This is a genomic window from Syntrophobacterales bacterium (assembly GCA_019429105.1).
Classification (GTDB): domain Bacteria; phylum Desulfobacterota; class Syntrophia; order Syntrophales; family UBA5619; genus DYTH01.
Window position 1 is genome coordinate 33974 of sequence record JAHYJE010000028.1, and the last position, 12135, is coordinate 46108.

The 12135-nt window shown below is 50.1% G+C and carries 12 protein-coding genes and 1 tRNA gene; 6 read left to right on the forward strand and 7 right to left on the reverse strand.

Translation table 11 applies throughout. The annotated features are described in order from the left end of the window. Positions 1 to 91: 91 nt before the first annotated feature. From K0B01_10420 to K0B01_10440, 5 genes are all read right to left on the reverse strand, one after another. On the reverse strand, positions 92 to 958 hold the full coding sequence (locus K0B01_10420; protein ID MBW6486549.1) for a CoA pyrophosphatase: 867 nt from the start codon (positions 956 to 958) through the stop codon (positions 92 to 94). Next, positions 958 to 1947 (reverse strand): alpha/beta fold hydrolase, encoded by a 990-nt coding sequence (locus K0B01_10425; protein ID MBW6486550.1) that lies wholly within the window; start codon positions 1945 to 1947, stop codon positions 958 to 960. Before K0B01_10425 ends, K0B01_10420 begins: the two co-directional genes overlap by 1 nt. 59 nt (positions 1948 to 2006) lie before the next feature. Beyond that, a tRNA-Met gene (locus K0B01_10430) sits at positions 2007 to 2083 on the reverse strand. Positions 2084 to 2201: 118 nt separating this feature from the next. Then, positions 2202 to 3893, reverse strand: a complete 1692-nt coding sequence (locus K0B01_10435; GenBank protein ID MBW6486551.1) for a VCBS repeat-containing protein — start codon at positions 3891 to 3893, stop codon at positions 2202 to 2204. Positions 3894 to 4054: 161 nt separating this feature from the next. Then, positions 4055 to 5929 (reverse strand): GNAT family N-acetyltransferase, encoded by a 1875-nt coding sequence (locus tag K0B01_10440; GenBank protein ID MBW6486552.1) that lies wholly within the window; start codon positions 5927 to 5929, stop codon positions 4055 to 4057. Positions 5930 to 6446: 517 nt separating this feature from the next. On the opposite strand from K0B01_10440, the gene hyi reads away from it, so the two are divergent. Both hyi and garR read left to right on the forward strand, forming a co-directional pair. After that, positions 6447 to 7220, forward strand: coding sequence for a hydroxypyruvate isomerase (hyi, locus tag K0B01_10445; protein MBW6486553.1), 774 nt, complete (start codon positions 6447 to 6449; stop codon positions 7218 to 7220). Positions 7221 to 7245: 25 nt separating this feature from the next. Then, complete coding sequence (gene garR / locus K0B01_10450) at positions 7246 to 8133, forward strand: 2-hydroxy-3-oxopropionate reductase (GenBank protein ID MBW6486554.1); 888 nt, start codon at positions 7246 to 7248, stop codon at positions 8131 to 8133. 203 nt (positions 8134 to 8336) lie between these two features. On the opposite strand, the gene K0B01_10455 is transcribed toward garR, so the two are convergent. Beyond that, positions 8337 to 8552, reverse strand: coding sequence for a hypothetical protein (locus tag K0B01_10455; protein ID MBW6486555.1), 216 nt, complete (start codon positions 8550 to 8552; stop codon positions 8337 to 8339). Here K0B01_10455 and K0B01_10460 point away from each other — a divergent pair. Beyond that, a complete protein-coding gene (locus K0B01_10460) occupies positions 8551 to 9054 on the forward strand; it encodes a hypothetical protein (protein ID MBW6486556.1) in 504 nt (167 codons plus the stop codon). The genes K0B01_10455 and K0B01_10460 overlap by 2 nt on opposite strands. Here K0B01_10460 and K0B01_10465 read toward each other — a convergent pair. Beyond that, positions 8994 to 9488, reverse strand: a complete 495-nt coding sequence (locus K0B01_10465; GenBank protein ID MBW6486557.1) for a tyrosine-type recombinase/integrase — start codon at positions 9486 to 9488, stop codon at positions 8994 to 8996. The genes K0B01_10460 and K0B01_10465 overlap by 61 nt on opposite strands. 92 nt (positions 9489 to 9580) lie before the next feature. On the opposite strand from K0B01_10465, the gene K0B01_10470 reads away from it, so the two are divergent. From K0B01_10470 to K0B01_10480, 3 genes are all read left to right on the forward strand, one after another. Continuing rightward, positions 9581 to 10054, forward strand: coding sequence for a hypothetical protein (locus K0B01_10470; protein ID MBW6486558.1), 474 nt, complete (start codon positions 9581 to 9583; stop codon positions 10052 to 10054). After that, positions 10051 to 10629 (forward strand): hypothetical protein, encoded by a 579-nt coding sequence (locus tag K0B01_10475; GenBank protein ID MBW6486559.1) that lies wholly within the window; start codon positions 10051 to 10053, stop codon positions 10627 to 10629. The genes K0B01_10470 and K0B01_10475 overlap by 4 nt, the downstream gene beginning before the upstream one ends. Before the next feature lie 155 nt (positions 10630 to 10784). Next, positions 10785 to 11414 (forward strand): hypothetical protein, encoded by a 630-nt coding sequence (locus K0B01_10480; GenBank protein ID MBW6486560.1) that lies wholly within the window; start codon positions 10785 to 10787, stop codon positions 11412 to 11414. The last annotated feature ends 721 nt before the right edge of the window (positions 11415 to 12135 follow it).

Below are 12135 nucleotides of genomic sequence, written 5' to 3' on the forward strand. Positions count from 1 at the left end.
CTAAGCGGCGCGCCTCTATCTGTCAAGAAAAGATTGCAGCAAGCAGGCGGCGCTGTTGCTTGATCATTTTACTCATTGAGGCCACCGCTGATCATGCCGGAGAGCCGGCCGACAGATAACCGGATGATAGTTTTCTCGAGATTACTGGGCCTTTTCTATTTTCGGGAAGGCGGTAATCCATTACTATGCTGAGAAAATCTACCGTGATGTTGAAGGTTGCCCCCCAGAGAATTTCCTCTTTTCCGTCATTTCCGTAATGAATTAGGCAAGGGTAGGCGATTGGCGGTGTATTTTGCCCGGGTGTCTCTATTTCAAGAGAGCCTATCGCAGCGGGATTATAGAACGAGGCGAGGGGTATCTCCACGATCTTTTCCACCTCGCTGTTGGGACAAAGCAAGCCATGATTTTTTACAAAACCGGCAATGGGGAAGATGGTACGTTTAAAAAAAATGAGATTGTAGGTGGGCAGGGGGCCGATCAGCTCGGTATGAAAAGGCGAAAGACCTGTTTCCTCCCATGCTTCGCGCAGGGCGGTTGTCATAAAAAGGGTAATTAGACGGGATGATTTGGACTTTTTCCCGTCAGTTGCACTGGCGGCATTATGCCTCAGCGCCGGCAGCAGGCGATAAAGAAAGATATATCTCAGAATTCGATCGCCTATGGGATTAAGCATTCCGCCGGGAAAGCTCAGATCACCGGCCTGGGCTACGGTGGAAGAGCGTTTTATCAGCAGGATGACGAACGAACCGGTTGTCCCAGCTTTGCCCAGCGAAGATTTGCGAAAAATCAGCGGCATCAAAACCCCGGCGGCAAGACGGCGGTCGTTTTTATTGGCCAGTAATTTCAGGTTCATCCAGGCATCATTGTAATCAGAAGGATGCGCCCAGATTCTTTCTGTCACCCGCTGTAGAAAGAGTTCCCTTTTTGTGAAAATATCGGGAATTTCATGCGCTTGCATTATCTACTCTCCAGATGCGCAATCAGTCGGGCGATCTGGCGTTCATACCAGCATCCGAAGGGAAAAGGATCAATAAAACCGCAATGGCCGCCGTAGCGCTGAATCGAGACATACAGAAGCGGATTCGCGGGCAGTTGATAGAAGTCTTCCACGGGGACGGCCGGATCATCCTGAGCCATAATAATGAAGGCCGGCATCGTAAGCGAGGCCAGAGCATTGCCAGTCAGCGTGTAAATATTGAAATATTCGCGGTAATTATTGAATTGGGGATACCATGCCATGATGGCTTCCGTAAACGGCATCAACTTTTTGTGGTGCATTATCGAGTCGAAGTTGTAAAGATCGGGGAAGCATTTTTGTTTTTGCCGTAAAGAGCGCTTCCATTTTGCCATGAAATAGCGGCGATAAACCGCCGGTCCCTCATCGATTGCAAGCGTTGCCTTGTAGGGATCGATGGCCGGACTGATGGCAAACACCATTTTCAGGTTGTCTATGGGAGCAAGTGCCTGTTTCAGCGCGATTCTCAGTGCAAAGTTGCCCCCGAGGGAAAAGCCTATCAGAAAGCAGGGAAGGGTCGGTTGCCGGCTGGCGATAGTCCTTACCGCGCTGGCCGCTTCTTCGGTCAGCGCGCCGTGAAAGAGCCCTTCGTTGAGGCCATGACTGTTGCCGTGATCCCGTAAATTGAGACGAAATACCTCATAGCCGAGCCGGTAGAAAAAGCGGCCGGTGGAAAGCATATAGGTGGAATCGGAACTTCCCTCCCAGCCGTGGATAATAATAATAATCCCTGCCGGTTTTCTATTTTTTTGCCGGGAGCGATATCCCCGCAGACGAACGCCTTCGCCTGCGCCGACAATATTTTCTTCAGCAGCGTCCAGCATCTCGTTTTTCCCGGACGCCCTTATGTGCAGACTCCCGAAGGTTGTCTGGATGTGGGTGTTTCGGAAAAAAAAGGATGGGGAAAAAGGTTCGTCCAGCAAGCTGTCCATGATGATCTCTCGTGGTAAAAATGCAAAAGCCCGGTCAGGGACCGGGCTTTTGCATTGAATGGTGGCGGTGCAGGGAATTGAACCCCGGACACTACGGATATGAGCCGTATGCTCTAACCGGCTGAGCTACACCGCCAGATTATGACAGAGCCCGCGACAATGACAGTCTTGTCTTGCGCCACGCTCCCTTTTTTACCTGCCTTCAAGGTGGGCGCTTCTACAATAGTTTCCGCCAAATGTCAACCCCTCGTTGTTTATTCGCCCTGCAGGGAATAAGAAACGATTACGCTGCGCGCCTTCAGCGACCCGCCCGTGGACAGAACGAGGGCAAGAACGATGTCGTTTTCCCCATCATTGTCAATGTCCTTAAACTGGTAGTCGGCGATATAACCGGTGATCTTCTTGGTTTTCCAGTTTGCAACGATGCCCATCCCGTCCCATTCCAGGTTATGCACCTCGGCGCTCGTAAACAACTTCAGATTCTGAAACATCCGCGACGAAGAAGAGATGTTTTTGGGGATTATGATCTCCCTTTTGCCGTCTTTGTTGGTGTCGTAGGTGAGTATTCGCGAATTAATGAAATAGGTTCTGTTGTCCGCTTCCCCCGACTGCACTTTATTCATCGGCTCGATTATGGTAGTGCTTCCCCCGAAGGGTTCCTCGCTTTTCCAGACAAATTCCTCACTGCCGCCAAAGACCAGGACCTTGGAAAGAGGTTTCGCAGTCTGTTCGAAGATGCACAGATAATCGTCACTGTTTAACGCGATTATCCTTTCCGCACCGCTCGCGCCCAGTTTGTCCATGGTAAGCCCGTATATGGAAAGCCCCTGGGGAATATTCAGTCTCTTTCGCTCCTGGTACCTTCCGTCACTCCAGAAAATTTCATAAACAGGCGTGTCGAAGGGGTCTTCCAGGCCGCGTCTCTGTCCCAAAAGAACCGGCTCGGAATCGCCATTCTGGATTACGCGCAGGAACCAGGGGAGATTGGCTGCGATAGTTTCATACTTGCCGTTTCGGTATTCCATCACAAAAGAAACAATCTCCTGCCCCGAATAGGTCGTCACGATTATTTCCTTGGTGCCGTTGCCGTTGATATCAGCAACATCTAGGCTGAGATAATTGTCATACTTTTTTCCGGCAATTTGCTGGATGAGTTTGAAAGAGTCGCCTTTTTTTTGATAGATAAAAATATTGTTGGTATCAATAAAGACCGTTTCGTTCAGCTTGTCCCCGTTTACATCCCCGATATCAATTCCCCTGAACTCGTTGGAAAACTGCTGGCTTTTCCAAAAGGTTTTACGGTCAAGCGGCTGTTCGGCGTTGATAAAGTAGGGGTTGATCGAGGATGTAAATGTGCCTTTCTTGCCTTTTCCCATGGCTGAGATTATTTCTGATTCCCGCTTTGCCGTGGGGGATGGCGTGCGGGAGACGACGATTTCTTTGGCAGTAGGTTGACCTGCGGCAGTTAGAGGCTGAACGCCCAATATCTGCGCTGTTATTCTTTCCGAAAAATCGTTGACTCGGGGGATTATGTCGTCAAGGCTGCATTGCGCAGAGAAATTTACATCGGTAGAACCGTTTGCCGCATTCAGCAATTTACCGTCAATATTTATTATCGCGCCGATTTTTGTGAGACTTCCCCAGACCACATAATCGGCATTCAGCTTTTTGCCGAGCGCTGATACGCCTGCTGCGGAGAGCTCCGGCCCGGCCATTTCTTTTATCAAGGGCTGGAGCGTATCCTTTCCTATAACCGTCATCTTTTCATTCAGGGAAAGTCTCGATCTCAGCATATCCTCAGTGCCCTGTCTGATATAATCAATATTTTCTGCACTATGGACAGAAAAAGGTAAAACGGCAATACGGTAGTTGTCTTTTGCCCAGGAAGGCTGGCTGAAAAACAGCGCCGCTAAAAGGCAAAAAACAGATATTCTCGGATATTTCATTATCGATCTCCTCTATTTTTGAATAGATTAAAAAACATCAGACGCACGGCTCCTCTATCACTTCGTCCCTGAGAATTCAACGGGATTGTTGCTGAACAGATTTCTTAGCCTGAAAAGTTATCCTCGGGATCTTCAGTCTGACATTTCCCGATTGCTTGCGTTTAGGGCAACCCTGTTTTTTTGAAGGGTATTTCCAGTTTGTAAACACCGTATTTGATGACGGCGTTGATCGGAAAGGATGCCTTTTCAAATACCTTAAGCATGGACTTGTTGTCGTAAAGAACATCCGCCGTGAAACCTTCAATTCCCTGTTCCAGCGCCGCCTCAATCAGCATTTTCAAAAGAAACGAGGCAATCCCTTTCCCCTGATAATTCTCATCGACAATGAAGGCAACTTCGGCGTAAGGACGATCGTTTAGCCGAACATAGCGCCCCTCGGCAATGATTCTTTCTCCGCCTGCCTCGGTGACCGTTCCGACCAGTGATAATGTTTTTTGATAATCGATATTTACATACCCCTGCATCTCCTTGTGGGGCATGGATTTTACATGAGAAAAATATCGGTAATAAACGGCATTGTCGGAAAAACGATAGAAAAGCCTCCGCATCTCCTCTTCGTCGGAGGGCTTGATCGCCCGGAAATTTACGGAAAGTCCCTCCTTAAAGGTAGAAACAGTTGAAAGTTTATCGGGATAAAGGGCGCCGGAACCGGCAAGATAAATCTGATCGCGATAGAGAATGTTGGCCTCTTTCGCCTGTCGCACCAATTCTTCCCGGTCGTCAGGATGGGCTATGTCAATCAGGGCCTGGGCGCGTTCCCGGACAGTGCGGCCGATCATGGAGGCAATTCCATATTCGGTAACGATCCAGTCGAGTGATTCCTTATTGTTAAATTGGTTCGGGAAATCCTCAACCGACAGCATAATATTAGAAGCGCCTTTCAAATTGCGGCTGGGAAGGGCAAAAATTGCCCGCCCTCCGCAGGAGTGCTGAGCCGCGGCATAAAATTCATGGGCATGTCCGGGGCCGGCGGTAACATTGCCCTTGCCGATATGGAGGGCAACCCCCCCCATCAGGTCAACCTTGCGTACCGGCATGATAAAAATGGTCTTGTCGTTAAAACTTATCCGGGCATTGTCGGCAACCACTTTAATTCCCTGAAACTCGACCAGGGGGTTGCGATGCAGCCACTTCATCAGTTCAGCAGTTCCTAAGGCATAGGAGGTAACTGATTTGTTGCTGAAATTATTTTTACAGCGATTGGTGACAACGCCGCTCTTCAATAGATCCATCAGGACGTCGGTAAAAAATAGTGTATGGACGCCGAGGTTGCGCTTTTTGGCAAGATGTTTGCCCAGAGCCTCAAAAAGGGCCCCGGGGTAGAAGGAAAGACAACTGCCGTCATCAATCAGCGAGGCTACATTGGCGGCGACCTTATCCATGACGCTGTCCACCGGCCAGCGGTTGAAATAGATTGGGGATTCCGTGGCCTTTACAAGGTAGTTGAAATCGGCAATATTGACAAAGGTGTCTCCCATCGTGCGGGGAACGCTGCTGTTGATCTCTCCCACGACAATGGAGGCCCTTTCCATCGCGTATTTGGCTATATCAACCGCCACGCCGAGACTGGCATATCCCGCCTTGTCCGGCGGGGTGATCTGCACAAAAGCGGCGTCGATCCGGATCGCCCCTGATTCAACCAGAGAGGGAATCTGGGAAAAACGGCAGGGGATCATATCGACTGAGCCGGAGAGGATCGCCTTGCTTGCCAGCCAGCCCGCGAAAAATGTTTTGAGGCGAAATTTGTAGGCGCGAGGGGTCTCGATTAAAGATATGACGTCCCCAAGGCTGACAATCTGGATGAGTTCCAGATCGGTAAGGTTGTAGATGTCGGATTCCTTGAGACGCTTTACCAGCGTTCGCGGCTCGGCAACGCCCGTTCCCAGAAAAATGCTCATCCCCGGCTCTATATGCGAGAGAACCACGTCCGGAGAAACCACCATGCTTTCCCATCCGGAATCGACATCATCAAACATTTTTATCGCCTCCTGAAAAAGTTTATGCATCCAGAGCCAATTGCAAAACCATTTGTCATTCCCGAAAGCGCAGCTTAATGTCCATAATGTCTCTATCGGAAATATGGTTTTTTCAAGCAGTTAGAACCAGATTATGAACATTAAACTTCGTTTTCCCGCTCAGAATCGTTGCGGGAATGACAAGAATGGGGAGTTTTGCAATTGCCTCTCCAGGATAAAGGTAAAATCCCGCGCTGATTTTCAACAAACTCTTGAGGATTGTCAAGCGCAAATAGCGCAAATAGCGGCTCAAACCCGATTATCTCCAAAGACAGGGACGTCGCGTGCGCGCAGGACGGCGTAATATCAAAAATGGCCTGGCTGCATGCGCTCGAAAAATTTCTTGTCCCCTCGAGGTGCAAAAAGGGAAATAATCGTTTTCAAATGCGTGACTCCGGCTCCATTTGGTGGTATGAGGTTCGCCAAACGTTATATGCTAATACAAATTCGCTTTTAATATGGATAAGGAGGCAATCTCATGATTCGTTTCAGCGCCAATATCAGCATGCTCTTTACCGAGGCAGATTTCCTCGACCGGTTCGAACAGGCGGCCGAGGCCGGTTTCAAGGCTGTTGAATACATGTTCCCTTACGCCTTTAAAAAGGAGGAGCTGGCCGAAAAGCTCTCAGAATACGGGCTTAACCAGGTTCTCTTCAACCTCCCCGCCGGCGATTGGGCAGCCGGGGAGCGGGGAATTGCCTGCCTGCCAGGCAGGGAAGGGGAATTCCGGGAGGGTGTCGGTTTGGCAACAGAGTACGCGCATGCCTTGGGCTGCCCGCTGGTTAATTGCCTCGTCGGAACGACCCCCACTGATCCCCCGGAGAAGGTCCGCCAGACGCTGATCGGGAACCTGCGCTTTGCCGCGGAATCCCTGGAAAACGAGGGCATCAGTCTGCTGGTCGAGCCCTTGAATAATCAGGATATTCCCGGATTCCACCTTTGCCGTACCAGCGATGCCCTGGTGTTGATAAAAGAGGTCGGACACCCGAATCTCCGGCTTCAGTACGACATTTACCACATGCAGGTGATGGAGGGGAACCTCCTGCAGACGATCGGGGATAATCTCGCCCGGATCGGTCATATCCAGATCGCCGACAACCCCGGCCGTCACGAGCCGGGAACAGGCGAGATCAACTATCCGAATATCTTTAATTTTCTGAATAAGCAGGGCTACGCTGGCTGGATCGGCTGCGAGTACAAGCCGCTTCGCAAAACCGCGGAAGGGCTTGACTGGCTGAAGCCGTATCTGTAAATAAATATACAAGGAGGAAAATAGCATGGCAAAGATAGGTTTTATCGGTTTGGGAATCATGGGAAAACCCATGAGCAGGAATCTTATGAAGGCAGGGCATTCGCTTGTCATTTATTGCAGAGCGGCGGCGACCGAAAAGGAGTTTAAGGAGGCCGGCGCCCAGATAGCCGCCTCGCCCCGGGAAGTAGCCCAAAATGCCGACATCATTATCACAATGCTCCCGAACTCGCCGGAGGTTAAGGAGGTTGTGCTGGGACAAAACGGTCTGATCGAGGGGATGCGCCCAAATTCGATGCTGATCGACATGACCTCCCTCGATCCGCTGGTGAGCCGGGAAATCGCCGCGAAGCTGGCCGAAAAAAATGTCCGGATGATGGATGCGCCGGTCAGCGGCGGCGAGCCGAAGGCGATCGCGGGATCGCTTTCGATCATGGTCGGTTGTCGGCAGGAGGACTTTGACGAATTTCTGCCGATTTTGAAGGCGATGGGTTCATCCGCCGTCCGCTGCGGTGAAGCCGGCGCCGGAAATGTAACGAAACTTGCCAATCAGATCATCGTCGCGGCCAACATCGCCGCCGTTTCCGAAGCCCTCGTGCTTGCCGCCAAGGCGGGCGTCAATCCGGATCTCGTTTTTCAGGCGATTCGGGGTGGCCTGGCCGGGAGCGTTGCCCTTGATGCCAAGGCCCCGCTGATGCTGGATCGCAATTTTAACCCCGGCTTCCGGATCAACCTGCACATCAAGGATTTGAACAACGTGCTGAACACCGCCAAAGGCATTTCGACGCCGACGCCGCTTACCGAAAATGTCATGCAAATGATGCTGTCACTCCGCGATAACGGCATGGGCGACGCCGATCACAGCGCCCTGGTCAGATATTATGAAAACCTTGCCGGGATTGAGCTCTCCCGGTAGATGGGAGCTGAGGGGTTTGCCCGATATGGCTTCGCACATCCTGTCAAACCATTTATAACGATACCTGGCAGGAATATTACCGCCAAATCGATCTGTGCGTACGGGAAAGGAACCTGTCTGGATTTATCAGTTATGCCGTGCTCGGTTTCCGCGACGGGCTGCAGGGCGTTCTGGATACCGTTCAGGCAAACCTTCTGGAAATGTCATGGCAAAAATTCATCTATGATACCCTGGACGGCAAGAAGGCCATGGGCAAGACCCGCGCCATTGTAAAGCGGCAGCGTAGCCTTGCCCTCCAGTTCCCCGTGGAGAAGTGGAATACCCCTGAAGAGCTTGTCGTCAGCTCCGGAATCCTTGCGAAGGAGTATGCCATCCCTTGCTTCAGCAACGATCGTGGTTTCCCCGCTGATCTTCCTCATGAAGGACCAGATGGACCAGTTGCGGGAATACGGCGTTCCGGACCGTTGTGGAATGTGCGACAACTGCCGAATGGGGGAAGCGGAAAGTGTCCTCGTCGATCTGACCATCCCAGCGCAGATGTTTCTCTCCCGTGTCAAACGGACCGGCGAAATCTTCGGCGCGGGCCATATCGTCGATGTCCTGCGGGGGTCGAATTCGCAGAAGATCCTGAAATTCCGGTACGAAAGACTCTCCAACTATGGAATCGGCACGGCCTGTTCCTTAAAGCAATGGCGCCACTTATCTCGCCAATTTATTCATAAAAGCCTGTTGCTTTATGACTATGAGCACGGAACGACAGAAACCGGTCCCAATAGCAGAGCTCGCGCCTGCTCCCCCAGACGACAGCGGCAAGCGCCGGTATCTTGTCATCGGCGAACGTTTGCCTTAATTACCATGTTTTACAGGTTGTCCAGCGGACTGCGCACCGCAAGTCCCTGCCGGTTGAGTACATGGGTATAAATCATGGTAGTCGCGACATCCGCGTGGCCGAGCAGTTCCTGTACCGTGCGCGTATCCGCTCCCCCGGACAGCAGGTGGGTGGCGAAGGAGTGACGCATGGTACAGGGGGTGACCCGCTGGGAAAGGTTGGCTGCAGTTTTGAAAAACCACCGCAGGGAAGCTCGAACCGAATCCGTATTTTTCTCCTCATTCTCCAGTGAGTGCAGATAGTCCAGTACCGATTCTATAGAGGTTCGGCGGTGTGCGGCCTTAAGGAATTTCAGCCAGGCAAAGATATCCTGTTCCCATGTGCGTAGAACGGCAGGATCGGGGGCATCCCGATTGCAGGACTTCCCGCCATCCGGGAAACGAAACGGAGGCGTCTGCAGCAGCGCTGACTTTGTCTTCTGACTTTTGCATTGGGTAAAAATAGCAAATTCAGTTCCTGAATTCAAGCCCTATGATTTTTTTGTGGCGTGAGGCGCCAAACTTTGCGTTGTTCGTTATAATTTATTGAAAATGTTAAATATGCACGGATACATTTCGCTTGACATACGAAACAGTATCATCTTATGGAAACAAAAACTTCACTGATTTTCAACTGGCCATGTCTCCCAATGTTAAGACAGGCCTATTAATACTGTTGGGCATCAATGTTATCCTGACCTCAGCGAATAGTCGTCAAAACGGAGACATGAATATGGCAGAGTTAGACAAAATCCAGGTAGCAAATTTAATACGCGAAGCCATTAAAGATTCTCCCAAAAAATCGAAACGAGTGTTTCTAAAAACCCTCTTGAAAATGTTTGGCCACAAAACTTGGCAACGTCATTGGATTGAAGAGATGGACAAGTCCCTGACCAAATCAGGAATTTTGGTTTCTCCTTCCTTGGTCGAAGTCGTGCGCGATGGATGGGTTGTTCTTTCGGTTACCGACACACAGCTTCCCGTTGCCTTTCCAAAGGATCAAGGAGATGACGCCGCAAACAACAATCAAAGCCATGGAGTTATATCGAGATGATTACGGTCATAAAGTCAAACAAAGAAATTAGTTTTGTAGTTTCTGAATATTTTTCCAAAAAAGCTGAGCAATTTATCAATGACATTAATAAGAAAGTGCTTGAAGAGCAATTAGTCACTAAACGCCTAAAAGATATCGAGATTCCAGAGCCAAGGCTGAAATCTATGATGAAACAAAAATTAGAGAGCATGAATAATAAGGATGCTGACATTCATTTCATGCCATATTACGGAGTTGACGGGAGTTTTGGTTCTCCCTTATTCCAGTTTCAAATATCACCATCCATCTCAACTTTGAAAATTACGCACTGGTATACGAAAGAAAGTATTGACTTAAAATCAGAGCGTATTACAGCCGCCGGTGTTATCGGAAATAATGACAATAAATTAATTAAATATCGTATTGCTGGCAACGAGCTGAAAAATCTAATTGCCTGGGATGAATGGTCTGACAGCTTCGCGTTGTCAGACCGATACATTTATGAATTTATAAGCGTCAGTATCGGAACAGCAGTCAGTGTAAAAAATATTGAAACAGGCAATGAAATCAACATTACAGACTATGATGATTGGTAATATATTAGCCCAACAAAAGCATTCACCAGATGGCGAGAACGCCGGCGGCGCTGACGCGGCAAGCTCATTGGCGCCACTGGTGATACAGGTCGTTCCCGGCGACTGCGTCGCCGCGATTAGGTGGCACGAATAGGGAAAAAATTAGCGATAAACCGGTGTTCACCAAGTATCTCAAAGAGCTTTCCGCCGTGGCCCTGCAAGGGGACGCGAGAGAGGAAAGTTTCTACCCGACGCTTGCCGAAATGCTGGCGGCTATAGCCATGTTAACTGGGCGGGCGCATGTGCGCGTCACTACCCTTCCCAAACCCACCGATGCCGGGAACCCCGATTTTCGTCTGTGGAATGGTACGGACCGCATCATCGGCTATGTCGAAGCCAAGAAGCCGACGGAAGATAGGCTGGACGTTGTCGAGGAGTCTGAACAACTCACGCGCTATCGCTCCACGTTCCCCAACCTCATTCTTACCAACTTTCTTGAATTTCGGTTATACCGGAACGGCGAGCGCGTGGAGACGGTTCTTGCCGCCCGGCCTTTGATTCTTAACCGGTTGCGCACGATGCCGCCGGTGGAAAAGGCGGACGAACTGTATGCCCTTCTTGACCGCTTTCTCGGTTTCTCGCTGCCCAAGGCGTTCACGGCAGAATCTCTCGCCGTCGAACTGGCCAAACGAACTCGCTTCCTTCGGGATGTTGTCGCTCAGCAGCTTGGGCAGGAAAAGGATATGCCGGACGTGCTTTCCGGATTCTTTGAAGCTTTCCAGACCTATCTCATCAGACACGCATGACCCGCCAAACATCGAATACGCCACTGCTGATTATCTCGCTCATGCTCCACATCCGCAAACCAACGCCTACGCCGACCCCGAATATTCCTGGGATGATTACATACAGTCATAACGTCCTGACGAACACAGAAACAGGACGTGACGCAGGCGTGTGCTTGAATTCCGGCCTAAAGGGTCTTGTCCGGCATCTTTACAGAATAAAATCATAAAAGGACGATGTGAGTAATGCAGCGCCGATCCGGTCAGATCATCCATCTCCCACATCTTGTGCCCAAACTCTTCTTGACATACAAGAAACCGCTAAATATACTTCGGCCCACAAAAAGGAAGTTCTTATCAATGACCTCGCCATCCTGTTCACTTGGCGTCAGATTGCTAAGATGAAGAACAGCGTCAACACACATTATGATTCTCGACGAGATTCTTGATGGAGCTCTTGATGGCGCTGGTATCGATTACTTCTTGTCGATTATGAATCAGTTTGGTGAACAGGCTAGTACCATGTAACTCCTATAACTTCGGATAAAGACGTTTCAGTTTGATCCGAGCGTCCGATGTCGTAAATTGCCAGGAAATTTTTCTGGCACTGTTATTTTGAGCACGGCCACAGAAAATGGTGGACAAATAATCTGATTTAGCCAAGAAGGGTGAGGGGAAGTAAAAGGAGCCCCCTCGCGTTTCTTGACCGATTCGATGAAGGGACTCCTGCCCAGAGAAAGGC